The 21761-nt window shown below is 49.2% G+C and carries 17 protein-coding genes; 8 read left to right on the top strand and 9 right to left on the bottom strand.

Annotated elements, in window-relative coordinates:
- Positions 1–440 precede the first annotated feature (440 nt).
- From GJR95_RS08780 to GJR95_RS08750, 7 genes are all read left to right on the top strand, one after another.
- Positions 441–1169 carry a redoxin domain-containing protein gene (locus GJR95_RS08780; RefSeq protein ID WP_162385521.1) on the top strand — a complete coding sequence of 243 codons (729 nt, stop codon included), beginning with the start codon at positions 441–443 and terminating at the stop codon, positions 1167–1169.
- Between the two features lie 11 nt (positions 1170–1180).
- Positions 1181–2446, top strand: a complete 1266-nt coding sequence (locus GJR95_RS08775) for a TlpA disulfide reductase family protein (protein ID WP_162385520.1) — start codon at positions 1181–1183, stop codon at positions 2444–2446.
- Positions 2447–2524: 78 nt separating this feature from the next.
- Positions 2525–2797 carry a hypothetical protein gene (locus GJR95_RS08770; protein WP_162385519.1) on the top strand — a complete coding sequence of 91 codons (273 nt, stop codon included), beginning with the start codon at positions 2525–2527 and terminating at the stop codon, positions 2795–2797.
- 211 nt (positions 2798–3008) lie between these two features.
- Positions 3009–3896 (top strand): cyanophycinase, encoded by an 888-nt coding sequence (locus GJR95_RS08765; protein WP_162385518.1) that lies wholly within the window; start codon positions 3009–3011, stop codon positions 3894–3896.
- Between the two features lie 82 nt (positions 3897–3978).
- Positions 3979–5265: an O-acetylhomoserine aminocarboxypropyltransferase/cysteine synthase family protein gene (locus GJR95_RS08760; protein WP_162385517.1), complete on the top strand. Its 1287-nt coding sequence runs from the start codon at positions 3979–3981 to the stop codon at positions 5263–5265.
- A gap of 36 nt (positions 5266–5301) precedes the next feature.
- The gene (locus GJR95_RS08755) at positions 5302–6804 is read left to right on the top strand and encodes a phytoene desaturase family protein (RefSeq protein WP_162391629.1); all 1503 of its coding nucleotides are present in this window, start codon (positions 5302–5304) and stop codon (positions 6802–6804) included.
- Positions 6805–6966: 162 nt separating this feature from the next.
- On the top strand, positions 6967–7785 hold the full coding sequence (locus tag GJR95_RS08750) for a phytanoyl-CoA dioxygenase family protein (protein ID WP_162385516.1): 819 nt from the start codon (positions 6967–6969) through the stop codon (positions 7783–7785).
- A 132-nt stretch (positions 7786–7917) separates the two neighbouring features.
- Here the strand turns inward: GJR95_RS08750 and GJR95_RS08745 are convergent, their stop codons facing one another.
- From GJR95_RS08745 to GJR95_RS08720, 6 genes are all read right to left on the bottom strand, one after another.
- Positions 7918–9075 carry an esterase gene (locus GJR95_RS08745; protein WP_162385515.1) on the bottom strand — a complete coding sequence of 386 codons (1158 nt, stop codon included), beginning with the start codon at positions 9073–9075 and terminating at the stop codon, positions 7918–7920.
- An 88-nt stretch (positions 9076–9163) separates the two neighbouring features.
- Complete coding sequence (locus GJR95_RS08740; RefSeq protein ID WP_162385514.1) at positions 9164–10150, bottom strand: amidohydrolase family protein; 987 nt, start codon at positions 10148–10150, stop codon at positions 9164–9166.
- Positions 10151–10216: 66 nt separating this feature from the next.
- Positions 10217–10987 (bottom strand): LytR/AlgR family response regulator transcription factor, encoded by a 771-nt coding sequence (locus tag GJR95_RS08735; protein ID WP_162385513.1) that lies wholly within the window; start codon positions 10985–10987, stop codon positions 10217–10219.
- Complete coding sequence (locus GJR95_RS08730; protein ID WP_162385512.1) at positions 10984–12105, bottom strand: sensor histidine kinase; 1122 nt, start codon at positions 12103–12105, stop codon at positions 10984–10986. The genes GJR95_RS08735 and GJR95_RS08730 overlap by 4 nt, the downstream gene beginning before the upstream one ends.
- Positions 12106–12338: 233 nt before the next feature.
- Entirely contained in the window at positions 12339–13991 is a 1653-nt protein-coding gene (locus GJR95_RS08725; RefSeq protein WP_162385511.1) for a carboxylesterase/lipase family protein, read from the bottom strand.
- Between the two features lie 247 nt (positions 13992–14238).
- Entirely contained in the window at positions 14239–15132 is an 894-nt protein-coding gene (locus GJR95_RS08720; RefSeq protein WP_162385510.1) for an SDR family oxidoreductase, read from the bottom strand.
- A gap of 245 nt (positions 15133–15377) precedes the next feature.
- Between GJR95_RS08720 and GJR95_RS08715 the strand changes: the two genes are divergently transcribed.
- Entirely contained in the window at positions 15378–17357 is a 1980-nt protein-coding gene (locus GJR95_RS08715) for a sialate O-acetylesterase (RefSeq protein WP_162385509.1), read from the top strand.
- 120 nt (positions 17358–17477) lie between these two features.
- Here the strand turns inward: GJR95_RS08715 and acs are convergent, their stop codons facing one another.
- The 3 genes from acs to GJR95_RS08700 all read right to left on the bottom strand — a co-directional run bounded on the left by acs (position 17478) and on the right by GJR95_RS08700 (position 21698).
- Positions 17478–19388, bottom strand: coding sequence for an acetate--CoA ligase (acs, locus tag GJR95_RS08710; RefSeq protein ID WP_162385508.1), 1911 nt, complete (start codon positions 19386–19388; stop codon positions 17478–17480).
- Between the two features lie 421 nt (positions 19389–19809).
- A complete protein-coding gene (locus GJR95_RS08705; RefSeq protein WP_162385507.1) occupies positions 19810–20025 on the bottom strand; it encodes a DUF6814 family protein in 216 nt (71 codons plus the stop codon).
- 101 nt (positions 20026–20126) lie between these two features.
- On the bottom strand, positions 20127–21698 hold the full coding sequence (locus tag GJR95_RS08700; RefSeq protein ID WP_162385506.1) for an MFS transporter: 1572 nt from the start codon (positions 21696–21698) through the stop codon (positions 20127–20129).
- Positions 21699–21761: the final 63 nt, after the last annotated feature.

Below are 21761 nucleotides of genomic sequence, written 5' to 3'. Positions count from 1 at the left end.
AAAATAATGCAGTTTTTTGCTTAAAAAATTTGCGTAATAAAAAAATACTTTCCACCTTTGCCTATGAACTTAGTCGACTGATCCGTCAGGCAGTTATTTACACTCATGAATAAGCAAGCATCCCAACCGGCTCTCTCTCTCGAAACACCTGTTTCCCGGTTCCGAATGCGCACCATGTCAATGCTGACGATGGCCTGCTGTTGTTGAGGTTAAGTTCTTCTTCTTTTACAAATGCCGTCGTTGAACGGCAAGCAACTAACCCATTAAACATTAACCCGCTGTCGATACTGACTAAGGGATGTAATCGACTCACTGATTTGTCGTGACTCGTTACAAAACAAAACAAGTAATTCATTTATATTATTACCCTATTTAGTATATAGGATAAATATTTTAAAGAATAATCATTTCGGTTTAACACGACATAAACGCAACTACTCATGACACTTGAATTTCAAAATGAACTCGGCGATTTCCGCACATTCACCACAAAGCCACGCCAAAAGAACGTCGATATTCAACCGTTAAAAACAGGAGATACGGCTCCATTTTTCAGTCTGGCGGGCGGTTCGGGCGATTGGCGGGCTTCCATCTTCAATTACCCGAAATCAGGATCCGGTCAATCCGTATCGCTTCTGGATTTAGTGGCCGAAAAGCCGGTAGTCATTAGCTTTTATTGCCCATGCTGGGGGCGTTATGCCGGTCCTTACTTGGATTCGCTGATCCGCCTGAACGATGCCCTTCAGCAAGTTGGCGCTGAATTAGTTGTACTCTCCATCGAATCACCAAAAGTCCTCGCCAAACAGGGTAAAAATCTGGATTTTCTGTTCGCTCATGATGCTGATCAACAAGTGTCGCGTCAATTCGGAGTTTACAACGAAGACAGTCCGGTTTGGGATCGGGTATCAGGCATTTCCGATGAAGCCTTTATTCCGGCCGTGTATGTAGTCGGTCCAGATCGGCAGATCGAATACCATTTTCTGGATGAAAACTTCGATACACCAATCGACATCGATACGATTGTTTCGCATGTTTGGGCCCTGAGCCCGGTGGATACTGACTTTATCGATAAGCCGGTTGGCCGACAGAATGTGTATGCGCAGGGCTTTTTTGCGCTTTGGCTGTTGGGCTTTCTGGCTGCTGCCGGTTCACAATTCATCAATCCCTAAAAACACGTTTTATGAAACTCAATCAGGTCGCCGGCACGGCATTCCTCACGGCACTCACCAGTACCAGCCTTTTTGCTCAAACGCCAGCTCCATTACGTGAGGGCGTGTGGCGGGGTGTTTTTCAGGCTGGCCAGGAAACTGTTCCGTTCAATTTTGAAGTGAAAGCTGGTAATTCGGTGGCTACAACAAAGCTTTATCTGCTTAATGCCCGTGAGCGTGAAGAGTTGACCGACCTGACGCAACAGGGAGACTCGGTGTTCGTTCCGATCCCGCTGTATGACGCTACGCTTCGTTTTAAACGAGAAGGAGCGGATAAACTGACGGGCGTATACCGCAGTAACTCAAGTGGCCGTGACCTTCCGTTAACGGCTGAATATGGCAAAACCTACCGGTTTGAACCGGGTGTGGCTCCTGCCGTCAATTTGTCGGGCAAATGGGATGTCAATATTGAGCGGGCCCCCGGTGATGTCAATAAAACGGTTGGTGTATTCGAACAGAATGGTAGCCGAGTTACAGGTACTATTCTAACCGTAACGGGCGATTACCGCTATCTAGACGGTCAGGTATCGGGTAACGAATTTGTGTTGTCTTCGTTTAGTGGCTCGTCGCCGTCCGTTTTTCGGGGAAAGTTTACCGAGGATGGGAAATTCGCGGGTGAATTTCGTTACGTGCGGGGCGGTTTTACCGCAACAGGTGTAAAGAACGAAAAAGCCGCATTGCCGGATCTATATTCTTTGACGAATCTGAAGCCTGGTTATGCTAAACTTGATTTCACATTTCCAGACCTCAACGGTAAATCTGTTTCGCTCAATGATCCGAAATACAAAAATAAAGTCGTGATCGTAACGATTTTAGGTAGCTGGTGTCCAAACTGTATCGATGAAACTGCTTTTCTGGCTCCCTGGTACAAAGCCAACCGAAAGCGGGGAGTTGAAATAATCGGTCTGGCCTTCGAGCGAAAGAATGATCTGACTTTTGCCAAAACCGCCTTATCACGACTGCTTAAGCGGTACGATGTTCAGTACGATATTTTGTTTGCTGGAATAGCGGATAAGAAAGTGGCCTCCGAAGCGCTTCCGGCGCTGAATAAAGTACTCGCTTTCCCCACCACCATTATCATTGATAAAAAAGGCAATGTTAGTCAGATTCATACGGGTTATACGGGCCCGGCTACAGGTGCCTATTACGATGAATATGTGCAGGAGTTCAATAGTCACATCAGCCAGTTGCTTGGCGACACCCCTGCTCCTCAAGCATCCCGGCAAACGGGTAAGTAATCAAGTTTCGTGAATTGACCTTTCTTCAGATTTCGTTGCCTGCCCGTTTTTTGACGAAAGGAAATGCTATTAAAAACCATGATTAACAGTAAAGCAAGAAAGACGGTATCCGAATTCGGTGGATTACCGTTTGCCGAGCAGGCGGCAATTATCTGGCAGAAAGGCCAACCGGTTGCTACCCGGCATTTACCCGATTTTCGGCTACACTTATACGCCGTTGACCATTTTTTTGTTGAAATGTGGGTGTGTCGACGCCGATTTATCGTTACGCTGTTCCGGCCAATAACGGATACCGACGATTTACTGCCTTACGTCAATCTGGGATTGCCAGTTCAGAACAGTATATGTTAAGTGCCTGACAGTTGGCCTGTCGTGACTGAAGGATTATCGCAAAAACGCTATGGAGCATAAATCTAGATACTAAGATGCTGTGGGTATAGAATCAGGGTTATTCGCCTTATCTTTAAATCCCGTTAGGCTGCGTGTTTGAGGGCATTTATTTGTCCTGAATTGTCCGAAAACACACCATTCTGACGAACTGATTTAACAACCTAAAAAACGCATGAAAAAGCAATTCAGTATTCTCCTCTTTTTTGCCCTAAGTTCCCTGTTGAGCAACGCGCAGACTCAACCCAAAACCGTTGGCCCCGAAAAAGGCGCACTCGTTATTGTAGGGGGTGGCAGCATGGCTCCCGAACTCTGGAGTCGTTTCGTTGAATTAGCGGGTGGACCCGCCAATGCCAACATCGTTATCGTGCCTACGGCAGGCGAAGATTCTTCGGCTACCAAAGCGCCCCGCGAAACCGAAAGACTCCAGAGCCTGGGTGTGAAAAACATAACCATTCTGCATACCCGTGATCCGAAGGTTGCCAATCAGGAATCATTCGTTGCTCCGTTGAAAAAAGCAACGGGCGTCTGGTTCGTGGGCGGCCGTCACTGGCGGCTAACCGACTCCTATCTGAACACGTTGGCGCATAAGGAATTCAATGCTGTACTGAGCCGGGGTGGGGTCATTGGTGGCACATCAGCCGGGGCTACCATTCAGGGGTCATTCATGGTGCGGGGTGACACGAAAGGGAACTCGATCATGATCGGTGATCACACGGAGGGGCTCGATTTCATCCATAACGTGACTATCGACCAGCACGTTCTGCGCCGGAATCGCCAGTTTGACCTCATTGATGTCATTAAAGCACGGCCCGAACTGCTCGGTGTCGGCATTGACGAAGGGACCGCTATTGTCGTTCAGAAAAACACGTTTGAGGTGATGGGCGCATCGTATGTTGCTGTATATACCGCCGACCAGATTGCCAATAATGCCAAATACCCATCGGGTCAGAACAGCACAGGTGGTCCGTTTTTTTTCCTGGGAAAAGGACAGAAATTCGATTTGCAGACGCGTAAGGTACTGAACCAGCAGCCATCGCGACCGAACGAACCCGCTAAATAAGTCGATTTATTGAATGCATCGCTTCTGATTTACTCAACGCTTACATTTACCTATCAACCCCTTAACAAACCAATAACGCAAGATGAAATTTGAAACACTTCAACTGCACGCCGGTCAACAGATCGACCCGGCAACCAATGCCCGTGCGGTCCCGATTTATCAAACGACTTCCTATGCCTTTAACAGCACCGAACACGGCGCAAATCTGTTTGCGCTGAAAGAGTTTGGCAACATCTATACCCGCATCATGAACCCGACCGGCGATGTCTTTGAGAAGCGCATTGCAGCTCTGGAAGGGGGCGTCGCGGCTCTGGCCGTTGCGTCGGGTCATGCGGCTCAGTTTATTGCCATCAACAACATTACGACGGTTGGCGACAATTTCGTAACCACGACCTATCTGTACGGCGGATCGTATAACCAGTTCAAAAATTCGTTCAAAAACATTGGTGTTGAAGCCCGGTTTGCCGACGGCGACAAGGTCGAAAGCTTTGAACGACTGATCGATGAACGGACCAAGTTCCTGTATCTGGAAACCATCGGAAACCCTGGCTTCAACGTTCCCGACTTTGACGCCTTTGCTCAGCTGGCCGAAAAATACGACCTCCCGCTGATCGTAGACAATACCTTCGGAGCAGCCGGTGCAATTTGTAAACCCTTCGACTACGGTGCTCATATTATTGTCGAATCGGCTACCAAGTGGATTGGCGGACATGGGACAACCATCGGGGGTGTAATTGTCGATTCGGGTAAGTTCAATTGGGGGAATGGTAAATACCCGCAATTCACGCAGCCATCGCCGAGTTATCACGGTCTGGTATTGAACGATGTGTTCGGTGTAGGCGGCCCATTCGGCAATATCCAGTTTATTATCCGGGCCAGAGTGGAAGGCTTACGGGATTGGGGGCCATCGCAAGGGCCGTTTAACTCGTTTTTGCTGTTGCAGGGTCTGGAAACACTCACGTTGCGCATTGAGCGGACATCCGAAAATGCACTGGCGCTGGCTCAGTGGCTTGAGCGGCATCCAGAAGTAGCATCCGTAAATTACCTGGGCTTGGAAAGCAGTCCCTATCACGAATTAGCCAAAAAATACCTGCAACGGGGTTTTGGTGGCGTCCTTTCCTTTGAACTGAAAGGAGATAAGGCCCGCGCTGAAAAATTTGTAAACAGCCTGAAACTGATAAGCCACCTGGCCAATGTCGGTGATTCGAAAACCCTGATCATTCATCCCGCTTCAACTACGCACTCTCAACTGAACGAAGAAGAGCAATCGGGAGCCGGTGTTGCGCCTACAGGCCTGCGGATTTCACTCGGTATCGAACACATTGACGATATCAAAGAAGACATCGAACAGGCAATTGCCCAATTGTAATCAGAGTACTGTTTACGGGAGCCAGAATTCTAGTATCTGGCTCTCGTAAACCAAAAACAAAGTTCAATTTTGAGTAAGCCAGATTATGATGCCGTTGTGGTTGGCTCTGGACCGAATGGCCTGAGCGCAGCGATCACGTTGCAACAAGCCGGTCTATCGGTACTGGTGCTGGAAGCCAAAGCCGAAATTGGGGGTGGATTGCGTTCGGCAGAACTGACATTGCCTGGCTTCATGCATGATGTCTGCTCGGCAGTTCATCCGTTGGCGGCAGGTTCCCCATTTTTTCAGAGCCTTCCGTTGGCCGAACATGGGCTGGAGTTTATTTACCCGCCCTTGTCTGCTGCGCATCCCTTCGACGACGGCACAGCGGCCTCACTGCGGCCGTCGGTTAGCGAAACGGCCCATGCTCTGGGCATCGATGAGCGGGCCTATCTGGATTTGCTGGAACCACTGGTGCGCCATTGGCCAACAATGGCTGCGGATGTGCTGGGGCCGTTACGCTTTCCAAAGCATCCATTCGACATGGCTCAATTTGGTTTGGATGCATTGCCATCTGCGGTGCAATTGGTTAAACGATTCAGGACAAAAGAAGCCCGTGGTTTGTTTGCCGGAATGGCTGCCCATGCCATTCAGCCGTTATCGAATCTGACAACGTCGGCCATTGCGCTGGTCCTGATGACGGCGGGGCATCTGCGGGGCTGGCCAGTTCCTAAGGGTGGTTCACGAGCTATTGCCAATGCGCTGGCGTCGTATTTTCGGTCGATTGGAGGCAAAATTGAAACGAATACACCGATTCGGTCAATGAGTCAGTTGCCGTCGGCGAAGGTTGCCGTATTTGATGTGACACCGAAACAATTGCTTTCTATAGCGGGTGATCGATTCTCTTCCGGAACCGCAAACCGGCTGTATCGCTGGCAGTTGGAGAACTACCGCTACGGCATGGGCGTGTTTAAAGTCGATTGGGCGCTGGACGGGCCAATTCCGTTTACGGCTCCGGAATGCCGACAGGCTGGCACAATCCACCTGGGTAGTACATTCGAAGAAATCGCTGAAGCAGAACGGCTTACATCGCAGGGGCAGCACCCAGATCGACCTTATGTGTTGCTGGCGCAGCAAAGTGTATTTGACTCGACACGTGCACCGGAAGGGAAACATACGGCCTGGGCGTACTGTCACGTTCCAAATGGCTCGACGGTCGACCGAACGGAGGTTATTGAACGCCAGATCGAGCGGTATGCGCCCGGTTTCAGGGACCGGATTCTGGCGCGGCATACCATGAACACCGCTCAACTGGAGATGTACAATCCAAATTACGTAGGGGGCGACATTAACGGCGGGATCATTGACATCCGTCAGTTGTATACCCGGCCAGTTGTTACGCTATCGCCTTACCGGACATCAGTTCCCGGAATATACATCTGCTCATCATCTACGCCACCCGGTGGCGGGGTGCATGGTATGTGTGGGTATCATGCGGCCCGCGTTGCCCTACGCGAAGGATTTGCTCTGCCCATAACAGTGTCACTCGCAACAGGTTAAGGTGTAGCCCTGCTCATGCAGAAGACTGTAGATAGTTTCTGCTTCGGTAGTTTATAAACTACAAATACTATAGAATATATTGGTTTTAGGATTTCCTGGAAAATTGGCGGACCATACCCATTAAACGCACTTTTCATTTGTTCAAGCCTACTCGTTTGTATTATGTTGACAGCAAGTATAGTTTCGGAAATAACCACAAGCGATTTTCTCACAGAGCAGCAGATTACGTTTTTCAATAAAAACGGCTATCTACACATAAAGGGCTTCGTCAGTCGCCAGGATGTGCAGCTTTTTCTGGTCGAAATGCAGCGTATAGAAGCACATTTCATTGCCGAAAACGTGGATAAAATAAATGGAACCCCCATCAAATATGGGAATGATGAAACGGGTCAGCGTATCGTTCAGCGGTTTGCCTTTTCGTCGTTGTTTAGCCCGGTTCTGCATGAATTTCTACAGGATAGCCGCTTTCAGGATCTGACGCAACTGTTACAACCTTACGAAGGACGTATCGGTGAAGAAGAAAAGGATGGTCTGGTTATCAATCATTATGTACGAACGCCCGAGAGCAACTTCTCCCGCATGGGCTGGCATACCGATAGCCCGCGCGATCTGTTTCTGGGGCAACGTATTCGGCCAATGCTCAACGTAGGTCTGCACCTGGACGACTGCCCGATGACAAACGGTGGTCTGCGCGTTTTGCCCGGTACCCACAAACAGAGCACTTTATTGACCCTGTTCCGCAAGCGGCAGTTTGTCGATCATCGCCCAGACCCGCGTGAGGTTGGATTTGATATTGAAGCAGGCGATCTCACGATCCATAATGGTAGTTTATGGCATCGGGTGCAGCAGTCACCACACGTCGGTGCGTTGAGCCGTCGTCGGGTAATGTACATTCCGCTCGTAACGGGTGAGTATCAGCGGAAAACGGCCGACAGTAAAACCCCATTTTACCACCGGTTCGCCAGTAAAGTAATTGGGTAAAAGCATTTAATTCGCAGGCAGCATGAACAGTTGGCTAGTTGTACATGCTTTAAAAATAGAAGTCTTTCGTCCAGGTAACTTTTTGTGTTGACTGGGCAAAAGACTTCTATTCTGACTGTCTACTGCTGTTCGTTATCTGAACAACATGGGCGTGTATTCATTGAGGTATTGCCGCCAGTTAACCCATGTGTGGCCGCCGGAACTTTCTTTGTATTGGTATTTAATGTTGTGTTTATCGAGCAGAGCCAGCGTTTTTTTATTGGCTTCCATCACGAAATCATCTTTACCAATGCTCACCCAGAATAGCTTCTTTCCCTTGTTGAACGATGGATCGTTCAACACCTTCGCATATTTTGTGTCGGCTTCATCGGCGGTTGCGCCAAAGAAACCTGAACTAAATACCCCAACGTAATTAAATAATTCAGGATGGGTCAGAGTCACGTCCAGTGTTTGAAAACCCCCCATCGACAGACCCGCAATGGCCCGGTTGTCGGGGGTAGTCAGGGTGCGGTAATTTTTCTCGACGGTAGGCATTATCTCTTTCAATAGTTCGGTGGCAAACAGATCCCGCAACCGGTTCATTGTTTGCGCATCGGGCGTACCTGTTTGAGGAGGCAGTGGCATACTGCCATTGGGCATTACGACAATCATCGGTTTTGCTTTTCCTGCCGCAATCAGGTTATCGAGAATGAAGCCCGATCGACCGATGGTATTCCAGCCGGAATCATCATCTCCTCCGCCATGCAGTAAATAAAAGACCGGATATTTACCAGTACCTTTTTCGTAACCTGGTGGCGTATAAACGTGCATCCGGCGCATCATGCCCAATGTGTTCGATGAATACCAGACGGCCCGCACCTCGCCGTGGGGCACCGCCCGATTATCCTCAAAAGCCGTTTCGGGACCTGGCACTGCCATCATATTTTCCAGGCTGCTAATCCCCTGTTTGACAACCGGGTTCTTAGGGTCCATTGTTCGCACACCATCCACGGTTAAGGTATACGAATAATAATCGGGTTTCAACGGGCCAATCGCTACCGACCAGACGCCCTGCTCGTTTTTGGTCAGGCTAAGGGGTTTCTGGCCGGACAGGAAGTCTCCACCTATCGTTACCTCACTCGCTTTAGGCGCATAAATCTGAATGATTACCCGCTTATCGCCCAATACCTTAGGCGAATTGAGGGTGTCGTTGGGGGTTGGTGTCCGCTGGGGCATTTGAGCCATGGCTCCCACTGAAATCAGGGTAGCACATAGAAGCAGAAAACTGCGGGCATTGATCGACTTTTTCATCTGTTTAGGAACTGGTTTAGAAGGAATGACTGACGAATGGGAAAGGGTAGAGAAAAGCACCCGATACTCCGGAATTACCACGTAAAGGTTACTTAAATTTGCTGGCATCCAACCGGAAAAAGCGAACGGCATTATTGAATAAAATGTCGCGTTTCTGGTCGAATGACAAGTAATCTGCATTCTCAATTACGCTGAGTGACGTTTCAAATAATTTGGGCCAGATCATAAAATCCGTGCCATACATAATCCGTTTACCGAATCCAGCCTGTACCAGCCGTTTGAGGTAGGCATGGATTTCGGCCTGTGGATAGCTCCAGATGAAACCGGCCAGATCTACATACACATAGGCATTTGCACCCATAAGGGCAATCATTTCATCGATCATGGGATAACCTGCATGCATAACCCATATTTTCAGTTTGGGATGGCGAGCCAATAAATCTTCAAGCAGAAACGGTCGGCCGAGTGAGGCCCGGTACGAAGCCTGCGTAAGATTGGCCATGCCGTTGCCGCCCGTACCCATGTGAATACCCACCGGAACATTTTGCTTTTCAGCTACGGCAAAATAGGCATCAAGCGACATATCGCTGGGCGAAAGACCCTGATATTGAGGAGCCACTTCGCCCATTACCTGATAAAAGCCCGAGGACATTGAATCCGTAAACGCCTGTACGGTCATCTGATTGGGCGAGCTAACGCCAATGCCTGCAATTACCCGGTCTGGGGCCGCTTTTTTCCATTGCCGTAAAATCTGAGGATCACCATACGCAACAATGGTCATGTTGAGTCGCTTCATGGTTTCCAGCACGGATGCCTGCATTTCCGCGTCGGATTTGGCCGGTTGCAGAGGATCGACACATTGGGCATTCAGGAAAGCCCTCATCTGTTGATTTGGGTCGCCCCCCGGCATATCTCTCAGAAACCAGGGGCACATCTCAACCGCGAAGCTGGTGTTAACTTTCATGGCGTGTACGTGCACGTCGATGATGGGTAGTGGTTGGCCGGGGGGAGTCGTTTGCGCTTTTGAGCGAGCGGCTACCAGTAAAAAGAGCAGGAGTACTAATCGTGTTTTCATCAATAAAAGAGTAAGGAAATGTAGGATTCAAATAACAGTAAGTGGAGCAGTCTCGCGTGAATAGAGTTATTTACCCATCCATTCTTTGAAACTGGTCACCCGATCAACGCTGACAAATACTTCCTGACGGGGTGGAGGAACAAGTTCTACCTTGAGTTTGCTACCGGTGTAGGCATAAACAGATTTGATGGCCGATGCGCTGACCAGAAACGACCGATTGACACGATAGAAGCGATCCGGATCGACGAGTTGCCCCAATCGGTCCAGACTATAATCGATCGATACGGGAATGCCTGAATGGGGTGTCACATACGTTGCTTTATCTTCGAAAAAGAAATAAGCGATTTCGTCGGTTCGAATCGTTCGAAGCCGAGGCCCGATACTCACCAGAAACCGATCGCGGTAGGCGGGCGGGTCCAGTTTTTTCATCAACTGATTTAATGCCGTCGTATCCAGCAGGGTCATCGACGGGTTTTGCCGAACCAGCTTAAACTTGTCAATAGCAGCAGCCAGCTCTTCAGTCTCAATCGGTTTAAGTAAGTAGTCGATACTGTTAGCCTTAAAAGCCTGTAGGGCATACTGGTCAAATGCCGTAGTGAATATGATTGGGATCGTCAGATTCAGCTCTTTAATTAAACTGAAGCCCAGGTCATCTTCCAGGTGAATATCCAGAAAAATCAAGTCCGGCTGAAGAGGCTGCGGAGCTTTAAACCATTGGACCGATTTGCTGACTGATGGTAGCTGAGCGAGCACACGAATCTGGGGATCATACTCATACAGAAGTAGTTCCAGATTCTGGGCTGTCAGGGGCTCATCTTCAATAATTAATACATTCATTCGAGCAGGGGGATTTTTATCAGAAACACATTCGCCTGATCCTCAATTAGTACGGGCCGATCCGTCAGCAGTTGATAGCGTTTGATGATGTTTTTTAAACCCAGCCCCGTCGATACTTCGGTTTTGGGCCGAAGTCGAATCAAATTGGTGACCAGTAAATAATCCTGCTCCATATCGATCGTGACCAGCAAGGGCACTTCACTCGACATTTGATTGTGTTTTACGGCATTCTCAATCAATAACTGTAGGGTCAGTGGAGCGATGCTATATTGATCCACTTTTTCCTGCGGAATATTCGTTATGACCCGAAACTTGTCGCTGAAGCGAATATGGAGCAAAAACGTATACGCTTTCACGAAGTCTAATTCATCCCGGAGTTTAACACATTTGGCATCATGTTGCTCTAAAACATAGCGGTATGATTTGGCCAATTGCCCCACAAACTGGATAGAAAGTTTGGGGTTTACCGCAATGAGCGAAGAAAGAATACTGAAGCTATTGAACAGGAAATGCGGATTGACCTGATTCTTCAGGGCAACAAACTGAGCCTGCGCGGCCTCCTGTTTCATTTGCTCCGCTTTCACACGGATGTCTTCTAACTGCTTGTAGCCTCTACGGTTAGCCGCCAGGTAAAAGGCAGCGAGCATGGCCATGATCGTCAGTCCATTATCAACTTTTTGGTGCTGGCCACCGTCCGCAAATCGGTTCGCTCGGCGTAGGTTTGCTGGCGACTGAATCGAAGTTGAATTCTGGATGGGCTCCAGCCGGGCCATGACTAACCACAAGCGATAGAACCCCATGTTAAACAAAACCGCTAGTCCAACCGCAATAAGTAACGTAGCCAGTTGAGCAGGTAAATTGAATTCAATGAGAAAACCTTTATTGAACAGCCTGAAAATCCGTTGATGAAACCAGTCGGTTACGGTAATCCAGAGGTAAAAGAAAAGAATCGTAACGATAATTTCCATGATCCAGAAAGGCCATACCTTTCTGAAAAGCGTGAGTGAGAACTGATTGATGGCTACATACAGTCGAATGGGCCAGTAAATAGCGAAAACGGTCGTTGCCAGTTGCCACCGTTGCCGATTCGTTAGGTAGCTCCCCGCGATTTCTGCCATTGTTGATGACCTGTTTATGGCTGATAAATACCAACCGTCCGAAAAATAGTCATTTCGACCAGTTGGTATAAAGAACTCTATAAGACAATTGATTACTACGCTGTAATCTAAATCTTTTCGTGTCTGCCAGGCAGATGTGTTTGTGGTGTCGGGTTCTTCAACCCGACACATGCATTGCTGACGCGAATTTATCGGGTTTGAGAACCCGACATCACAAACAGAACATAAATTACCTAAGGCAGGCGGGGAGAGGAACTGGTTGCCAGGGCCTGAATCTCTTTGTCGGGATGGTTTTTGATCACGCACTGATTGTCGAATAACATCGTTGTGCCGGTTGCTTCCGTATAGGGTTGCCAGTTGGGTAGCTCTTTGTAGTTTGGATTACCGGTACGGGCGAAACTCACCCACGATTGACTCATTTTATGGGCCAGATCATATGCCTCCTTACCACCGCCCGTCATTTCTTCGCAACGGGCAATGTTGTTGAACACAAACGGAATCTCCATGCAGTGAACAGCTTTATAAGCCCCGTCCATCACCGGAGATTGCCAGGTGAACAGATAGACGTAAACCGGTGCGGTGGTATGAGCCGATTTTAAATTAGCCAGCTTGAGCGTATTACCTCGGAATCGATCATCGATATCTATCAGATCACTGGCTCTGGTGTCTTTGGGATACGTCTTTTTAACGGCGTCAATATAGGCGTCTGTTTTATCGCCAAAGCGTTTTTGCAGTTGCGCTTTCGCCTGCTCGGGCGTGGCATCCCGCAGGTTGCCACTGAGCGAAGCCATGAATTCGTTCTTGGTCGATCCTACCAGAAGTGGTACGTCACTGGAGAGTGCCAGCGCTTCGGGCTGAGTGGGTTGGTAGGGTAAAAACGTACCATCACGGGATGGGCCCCAGCCCAGTCCCAGGGCCGATTTACCTTCAGCAGCCAGTTGTTGCCGAACTTTCTGAACGGCACGATTGCCAGCCGCGGCCAGTTTTTCGTAAGGAACCGTCTGAATCGAATCAATCTGGCTGGCAGTCAGGCCAAGTTCTGCCAGAACGGCCGCACCCACCCGGTGCGTCATATCGCGTTCCTGGAATTGTGGGGCAGTTCCACTCTCTGCTATGGCTTTATGAATCAGCCCTTTAGCCGAGGGGGTGTACATGAGCGTCGATACCTTGCCACCTCCACCCGATTGACCAAAAATAGTAACGTTGGATGGATCACCCCCAAACTGATCGATATTGGCATGAACCCATTGCAGAGCGGCTACCAGATCCATCATGCCCACATTGGCTGATGCTTTATAGTTAGCACCATAATCGGATAGGTCCAGAAACCCCAGCACATTGAGTCGGTGGTTGACCGACACCAGTACCACATCGCCCGTACGGCTCAAATTTTCCCCGTCATAGGATGGTAATTCCTGAGACGAACCCGCAGAATAGCCACCTCCGTGCAACCAGACCATAACCGGGCGTTTACGGGCAACGGCACTTCCGGAGGTGGCTACCTGGGGCGACCAGACGTTTAGCCGCAGGCAATCTTCATTGCTATAACCCCAGTCGTGGTGATAGACAAATTCGCTCTCGTCGTTAACCTGACTGGTCGGGGTCATTAAAGGGCAAACCGGGCCGTAAGCCAACGACGAGCGGACTCCTGTCCAGGAGTCAGGTTTCGTAGGTGCCATAAACCGTTTGGCTTTGGCGTACGGAATGCCTTTATAGGTGTAAATGCCATTGTGAATGAAGCCTCTGACAGAACCGGATTCAGTTGTGACAACGGCCGTCTTGCTGCCCGTAACCAAAGGCAACCCGGCCGGAGCCGTTTTTTGAGCGGTAACTGGTAAAGAACCAACCAGTAAAATGGCTAGTAAACGGGTAGGGTTTAAGTTCATGGATTTAGGTATTTGTTTAGAAGTCAGGTGTTTGCTTTGGTCAGGCTGCTATAAATGCTATTCTAGCTGCCAGAAACGTTGTGGTGAAGTTGATAAACAGTCATTGGCAACGAAAAAAAAAGATGACCAATGACGTGTTTGTGAGGTTGGAGGAAGGATTTTGTGGGTTAAATCCAATTCTTAACTCCTTTAATGAAAAAATAGACGATAAACGGACCTTTTTAGCTGGTCAAAATGGGGGAGCGTACTATTGATCACGCATCCAAACCGAACGATTATCGGTGGCAAACTGCCTGAATGTGATCGGAGGACGGCCCAGCAATTGTTCGGTCTCGGTCATGAGCCCGGCAGCCTTTTCTGTTCGGGCCACGGTATACAGGGATGTCATGATCAAGACGTAATTCAGAGGCAGCTTTTCCCTACGCCATTTTCGCCAGATGAATTGCAGCACTGATGGTTTTCGATAAACGATTGGGTGTCCCAATGAATCGGTGAGTATCTGAGCGATCTCATAGTAGGTCAGGGCTTCGGAGCCTGTCAATTCATACCCTCGGTTGAAGTGTTCACTGCTTTGGCTGGTAAGGGCCCGTGCGGCTATGGCTGCTACATCGCGTGCATCGATAAAACTAGTACGACTATTTCCAGCTGGGATAAATAATTCGTTTCGCAGCCGGATTTCGTCCCGATGGGTCGTGCACAGGTTCTGCATGAAAAAACCGGGCCGAAGAAATGTAAACTCCAGGTCGGCTTCAACAATGAGCTTTTCGATCTTGTGATGCGGAGTTACGGGATTATTTTCTACGCCCTGCAACGACAGAAAAGTTACCTGCCGAACACCAGCATGCTTCGTGGCCTCGATGAACGGTTTAAAGTATTTGTCCACATCGGCCAGTTCGGGTGGCCGTACCAACAGCATCCGGCTAACACCAGTCAGGGCAGTGGCAAAGGTACGGGTATCGGCAAAATCCAGCTTTACAAACTTATCCGGCTGAACCTTCAGAAGAGGTCTTGATTTAACCGGGTCGCGCACACCGGCTATAACCTCGAACTGAGATTTTTCGGAATGATTTAGTAGTTCATGCAGAGTTTCTGCTCCCACATTTCCCGTCGCGCCGGTAATCAGAATTCGTTCGCCTGTCACATTCGTTGAGAAAAAAACTGGATAAATAAGGAAAAAAGATAAGTTAGGGCTTTTATTAAGTACGGAGAATTCGATTGGCGATGGTTAATACGGGGTTTGGTGAAAGGCCTTCATGACTTTGCTGATAAACGTTGGTAACACACGTCTGTTAGTTACAGCCTGAATCCAATGCCTGACTTTTAGTACCCATTGCTTAAAATCGAATGCTCAACAGCCACGTTTAATCAACTAAATCCTGAATACGAATGAAAGGTTTTAAATGGAGCGCTTTATTGCTGAGTCTGATGGCGATTCAGACGGCTTTGGCCGATGTACGGGTGTCGAACGTATTCGGTTCGCACATGGTACTGCAACGCCGGAAGCCTGTTCCGGTTTGGGGATGGGCTGATCCAGGCGAGAAAGTGACCGTCTCGTTCAATAGCCAGACGAAAGCCATAAAGGCGGGCAAGGACGGAAAATGGACTATTTCGCTCGATCCAATGGAAGCTGGCGGTCCGTATCAGATGACTGTGGCCGGTAAAAAGAACAGTGTTTCGTTCGACGACGTGTTGCTGGGCGAAGTCTGGGTTTGTTCTGGTCAGTCGAATATGGAATGGCAACTTCAATCGGCTATCAACGGAAAAGAGGAAGTGAAGGCTGCCAATTATCCAAACATCCGTCATTTGATGGTCAAGAAAGCAATCAGCCTTACGCCAAAGGATGACATAGAAGGCACCTGGACTGTCTGTAGTCCACAAACGGCTTCGGTTTACACGGCTGTTGGCTACTACTTTGCCCGGCAACTGCAAAAACATCTGAATGTACCGATTGGTCTGATCAACACGACCTGGGGGGGAACTCATTCCGAAACCTGGACCAGCCGTGATGCGCTCAGTCAAACGGATGAATTTCGAACGGTGGCCAGTAAGCTACCCGCAAGCTATGAAGAAGTGATCCAGGCAGGTAAGGAACGTACCCGGCTGTTAATGGAGAAACAGCAGGGAGGCTTACCGACGGCGGCTGAAGAACGCACATGGTCAGATCCGGCGCTGAACACCGACCAGTGGAAATCAATGGGAATGCCCGGCGACTGGGAGTGGGGCGGACTGCCTACGCTGGATGGGGTTGTCTGGTTCCGGCGTGAGGTGGTGATTCCAGATGATGCTACGCTCAAAAAAATGACACTCCGCTTCGGGTCGGTCGACGATAAGGATTCGACTTTTGTCAATGGTCAATTGGTAGGAAGTTCGAAAGGATTACTTCCACGCGCGTATGCCATTCCCGATGGTTTGCTGAAACCGGGCCGTAATATTATTGCCGTACGGGTTGTGGATGAAGCGGGAGCAGGGGGCTTAGCTGGAAAACCAGAAGACGTAAAACTTTCGGGCGAGAATCTGGATATTCCGCTCGCTGGCCAATGGAAATATCGGGTAGCCACGGTGTTTCCATCGTCGTTCAATCCGGGCCCCAATACGTATGCCACGCAGTTGTTCAATGCCATGCTGAATCCACTAATTCCGTATGCTATTGAGGGGGCAATCTGGTACCAGGGCGAATCGAACGCGGGCCGGGCTTACCAATACCGCAAAGCGTTTCCGCTCATGATTCAGGACTGGCGGAAACGCTGGGGTAGTGATTTTCCATTCCTGTTTGTTCAATTAGCCAGCTATAATTCGGCTAATGGTGATAGTAAGCATGGCAGTAGCTGGGCCGAACTTCGTGAAGCACAGACCCTGACCCTCCAGCTCCCCAATACGGGCATGGCTGTAACGTCGGACATTGGTGAGTCAAAGGATATTCACCCCAAAAACAAACTGGACGTTGGGAATCGCCTTGCCGCCGAAGCCATGCGGGTGGCCTATGCCGGAACTGCCAGGGGAGAGACTGCCTTGGGTGATGCTTCGCGCGGACCCATGTTTGGTAGTATGCGCATTGACGGAAATCGGGCCATTGTGACCTTCCAGAATGTCGGTACTGGCCTGATGGTGAAGGATCGATATGGCTATCTGAAAGGATTTGAAGTTGCAGGGGCCGATCAGAAGTTTTATTACGCGAAAGCCGATATACAGGGTAATGCGGTAGTCGTTCACGCTGATTCAGTCAGCAATCCCGTTGCTGTCCGGTATGGTTGGGCCGACGATAACGGCGACGTGAATCTCTATAACAAAGAGTCCTTCCCGGCCGTACCGTTCCGTACCGATTCCTGGAAAGGCATTACCGAAGCGACTAAATTTGGTGATCAATAACCTGAATTATCCGGCTCTTTCCAGCTTATGGGAGAAAGTTTCTTAGGCTAATGATAGCACAACAGCCGGACCAATTGGCCCGGCTGTTGTGCTATGTTTCCTACGTTAGCAGGATGAATTTTATATTGCTCCCGCCCTGATCTCGTCAACTACAGCCGGATCGAGCAGTGTCGATGTATCACCCAGGTTGCCCGTATCGCCCTCGGCAATCTTGCGCAGAATCCGGCGCATGATCTTACCGGAGCGCGTTTTTGGCAAGCCCGTTACGAACTGAATTTTATCGGGTTTGGCAATAGGGCCAATAACCCGGCTTACGGTAGCCAGAATGTCGCGCTTGGTCAGGTCGGCATCGTGGTCAGCTGGCATTTGATCGGTGATGACATAGGCGTAAATTCCCTGACCTTTGATGTCGTGCGGGTAACCGACCACTGCGCTCTCTACCACGCCTGTGTGCATGTTGATTGCATTCTCGACCTCTGCCGTACCGATGCGGTGGCCCGACACATTCAGGACATCGTCTACCCGGCCTGTAATGCGATAATAGCCGTCTTCGTCGCGAAGGCAACCGTCGCCAGTGAAATACAGACCCGGATAGGTCGCAAAGTACGTTTGACGGCATCGTTCGTGATCACCGTACGTGGTGCGCAGAATACCCGGCCAGGGAAACTTCATGCACAGATTTCCGCTTACGCCATTGCCCTCGATTTCCTTGCCGTTCTCGTCCACCAGAATCGGCTGAATACCGGGTAGTGGTAGTGTCGCAAAGGTCGGTTTCGTTTTGGTTATACCAGCCAGTGGCGAAATCAGAATGCCACCGGTTTCGGTTTGCCACCACGTATCGACAATCGGGCAGCGATTCTTGCCAATATTGTCATCGTACCAGTGCCAGGCTTCTTCGTTGATAGGCTCACCCACGGAACCCAATACCTTCAAACTACTCAGGTCATGGTTTTCGACTTTTTCCAGCCCAAATCCCATCAGCGAGCGAATCGCCGTAGGAGCCGTATAAAGAATATTGACTTTATGCTTGTCCGTAATGTCCCAGAATCGACCGCAGTCAGGGTAGGTGGGGACTCCTTCAAAAATGAGCGAAGTTGCTCCGGAAGCTAGCGGACCATAGACGATATAACTATGCCCCGTGATCCAGCCGATGTCAGCCGTGCAGAAAAATACCTGGGCAGCCGTGTCCCCGGCTCCTTCATACTGAAATACATTCTGGAACGTATAGGCTGCATAGACCATGTACCCTCCACAGGTATGAACAACGCCTTTCGGTTTACCCGTAGAGCCGGACGTGTAGAGAATGAACAGCATGTCTTCCGCATCCATTTCCTCGGCCGGGCAGTCGGCAGTGACTTGTTTGAGTTCCTGTTCCCACCATACATCGCGGCCTTTCAGCATCGAAACCGGCGTGCGGGTACGAGTCAGCACAATTACTTTCTCAACGCTTGGGCAACCGATCAGCGCATCATCGACGGTACTTTTCAGTGGAATTTCCTTGTTGCCGCGATACGCGCCATCGGCCGTGATAACCACTTTGCATTGGGCGTCATTGATCCTGTCGGCAATACTCTGGGCTGAGAACCCTCCAAAAACGACCGAATGAATAGCACCAATACGAGCACAGGCCAACACGGAAATGGCCAGTTCGGGCACCATGGGCATGTAAATACAGACACGATCGCCTTTAACGACGCCATTCCGTTTCAATACATTGGCAAACCGGCAAACCTGATCATGAAGCATCCGGTACGTTAGTGTTACCCCGGCCTCATTTGGATCATTAGGTTCCCAGATGATGGCAGGCTGGTCGCCCCGTTCAGCAAGGTGTCGGTCAAGACAGTTTTCCGTAATGTTGAGTTTTCCGCCAATAAACCACTTGACGTTTGGTTCGGTGAAGTTCCATTGCAGCGTTTTGGTCCAGGGTTTGCGCCATTGAAAATTCTGAGCAACCTCAGCCCAGAAGGCCTCGGGATCTTCGACACTTTTTTGGTATGCAGTTTTGTATTCGTCAAAGGTTCGGATACGCATAATCAAATAGTAAAATAGTGAAAGAACGAATAGCGCCGTAAAAGTAAAGTTTATATAGGCAAAGGCAATTCAACAAAACTATCAAGCTTAACGAATCGTGATGTTCGAAAGTGCTTTCAGGCCTGTTGAACCCACGCAATGCCGGTAAAATTAAAATTTTATATATTAAAATATTTTAAAATATGATTAAGTAATTTTTTTGTGCTCAGTTCCTGTAGTTTTTCCTCTTAGGGTTTCGCTCGGAAGCGTGCCACCGCCCACTTGTGGTATAACCAAACGGTACAACTGGTTTTCGGACGATCAGAGCAAACGGAACAATCATACTAAAACACCTACGACTGTCCTTAAGGCTTCAGGTAAAGCTTTGCAGACAGTCGTAGGTGAATGAATAAAAAGTGCGTCGGAAGGCTGAGCAACCGACTTATTCGTCGTATTCCTCTTGCCAGGCATATGTGCCAAATAGAATTAGCCCGCCAACGACAATGGGTACGAGCACACAGAGTACCACCCAGCCGAAAACACGGTCTTCGAGTTTGTCACTGGCGATTTTTGTCAGACTATCGGTGATTCGGTCGTAGCCTGCATATACACCAAGAAGAATCCAGACTATGCCCAGGTATTTTTTGATTGCATCCATAAGAGTGTGAAAATGGAAAATACAGAATGAAAAGGAGTATGAATAAGGCTAGTGCTCGATAAAATGATTCGTTATTGAGGAGCCTGTGTTCAGTCCGAAAGTCAATCGTCCGCAGTCGTGTACCGTTTGTTATTCAGGTATAATAGCCCAATCACAAAACAAACGCCAGCTACCAAAATTGGATACCAGAGCCCTTCCAGGTATGGTTTTTCGACTGATCCTGGTGCCACTTCGTTCGCTTTCGTTGCCGTTGCAACAAGGGCCGTTGCAATAAAAGGTGTAAGTCCGCCAAAAATGCCATTGCCAATGTGGTAGGGCAACGACATCGATGTATAGCGAATTCGGGTCGGAAATAACTCGACCAGAAAAGCCGCAATTGGTCCGTAGACCATCGTTACGTAGAGCACCTGAATAAATACCAGGAATATCATCAGCCAAAAGCTGCGTGAGGGGAGTACTACGGCTTTCGTCAGCTCTGGTTTGGACGGCGAATTGGGCGCCTTGCTGGTCGCAATTGTTTTCTCAATATCTTTCGCAATCAGTCCATCCGAATAGAAATGCGACGTTGTTGACGTCGTAAGTAAATCGCCGTTTGGTTGTTTCGCCAGTTTACGGCTGATGGTTTGTGCGTCTGACAACTCCTGTCTGGTGGTTAGATCAGTCAGACTATACATTTTATCGTAGATCGGGCGATAGGTGAGGACCCCTAATAACATACCCGCCAGCATGATGTTCTTGCGTCCGATCCGATCCGACAACCCGCCGAAAATAACGAAGAATGGTGTTGCGCCCAGCAAGGCTACAGCGACAATAACGTTGGACTGAACAAACTCGACATTACAGGCTTTCTGGATAAATGACAGGGCGTAAAACTGCCCCGTATACCAGATTACACCCTGACCCGCCGTTGCCCCAAATAGAGCAAGCAGTACCATTTTGAGGTTTTGCTTCTTACCGAAGCTTTCGGCCAGCGGATTTTTCGAGATTTTGCCTTCTGTTTTTAGTTTCGAAAACAAGGGTGATTCGGCCATGCGCATCCGAATGATAATCGAAACGCCGACTAACAGAATAGACAATATAAAAGGCACCCGCCAGCCCCAGTCGGCAAACGCTTCGACACCCAACAATTCCCGGGTGATCAGAATGACCCCCAGTGATACGAAAAGGCCCAGGGTGGCAGTTGTCTGGATAAAACTCGTATAATAACCCCGTTGATTTTCGGGTGCATACTCAGCCACGTATGTAGCCGCTCCACCGTATTCACCCCCCAGCGCCAGCCCCTGAATCAGTCGGAGCAATAGCACCAGAAGGGGAGCCCAGAAACCAATCGTTGCATAGCCAGGAATGAGCCCGATGGCGAACGTGGAGCCACCCATCAGTACGAGCGTTACCAGGAACGTATATTTCCGACCGACCAGATCACCTAATCGCCCAAAAACAAGTGCACCGAACGGCCGAACAATGAATCCGGCCGCAAAGGTTGCCAGCGTCGATAGAAGAGCCGCTGTGGGATTATCTTTCGGGAAAAACTGTGACGACAGAATAGCGGCCAGGCTGCCGAAAATGTAAAAATCGTACCATTCGATGAGCGTTCCGACCGATGAGGCCGAAATGACACTAAATAGAGTTCGCTTCGAAATTGCCGGTTGGACTTTGGCTTTTTTGCCGGTCATAGAGAAGAGTAGAAAGGGAGAATCTTGCCCAAGAAAGCAACCAATTGTCAAATCTTACCGTAT

Source organism: Spirosoma endbachense, assembly GCF_010233585.1.
GTDB classification, from domain to species: domain Bacteria; phylum Bacteroidota; class Bacteroidia; order Cytophagales; family Spirosomataceae; genus Spirosoma; species Spirosoma endbachense.
The sequence above is the reverse complement of the archived record's forward strand: the minus strand, read 5'-3'. Positions and strand labels throughout refer to the sequence as shown.

Coding starts and splice junctions, on each gene's coding strand:
- GJR95_RS08780 (WP_162385521.1), top strand. CDS start 441: ATGACACTTGAATTTCAAAATGAACTCGGCGATTTCCGCACATTCACC.
- GJR95_RS08775 (WP_162385520.1), top strand. CDS start 1,181: ATGAAACTCAATCAGGTCGCCGGCACGGCATTCCTCACGGCACTCACC.
- GJR95_RS08770 (WP_162385519.1), top strand. CDS start 2,525: ATGATTAACAGTAAAGCAAGAAAGACGGTATCCGAATTCGGTGGATTA.
- GJR95_RS08765 (WP_162385518.1), top strand. CDS start 3,009: ATGAAAAAGCAATTCAGTATTCTCCTCTTTTTTGCCCTAAGTTCCCTG.
- GJR95_RS08760 (WP_162385517.1), top strand. CDS start 3,979: ATGAAATTTGAAACACTTCAACTGCACGCCGGTCAACAGATCGACCCG.
- GJR95_RS08750 (WP_162385516.1), top strand. CDS start 6,967: ATGTTGACAGCAAGTATAGTTTCGGAAATAACCACAAGCGATTTTCTC.
- GJR95_RS08745 (WP_162385515.1), bottom strand. CDS start 9,075: ATGAAAAAGTCGATCAATGCCCGCAGTTTTCTGCTTCTATGTGCTACC.
- GJR95_RS08740 (WP_162385514.1), bottom strand. CDS start 10,150: ATGAAAACACGATTAGTACTCCTGCTCTTTTTACTGGTAGCCGCTCGC.
- GJR95_RS08735 (WP_162385513.1), bottom strand. CDS start 10,987: ATGAATGTATTAATTATTGAAGATGAGCCCCTGACAGCCCAGAATCTG.
- GJR95_RS08730 (WP_162385512.1), bottom strand. CDS start 12,105: ATGGCAGAAATCGCGGGGAGCTACCTAACGAATCGGCAACGGTGGCAA.
- GJR95_RS08725 (WP_162385511.1), bottom strand. CDS start 13,991: ATGAACTTAAACCCTACCCGTTTACTAGCCATTTTACTGGTTGGTTCT.
- GJR95_RS08715 (WP_162385509.1), top strand. CDS start 15,378: ATGAAAGGTTTTAAATGGAGCGCTTTATTGCTGAGTCTGATGGCGATT.
- acs (WP_162385508.1), bottom strand. CDS start 19,388: ATGCGTATCCGAACCTTTGACGAATACAAAACTGCATACCAAAAAAGT.
- GJR95_RS08705 (WP_162385507.1), bottom strand. CDS start 20,025: ATGGATGCAATCAAAAAATACCTGGGCATAGTCTGGATTCTTCTTGGT.
- GJR95_RS08700 (WP_162385506.1), bottom strand. CDS start 21,698: ATGACCGGCAAAAAAGCCAAAGTCCAACCGGCAATTTCGAAGCGAACT.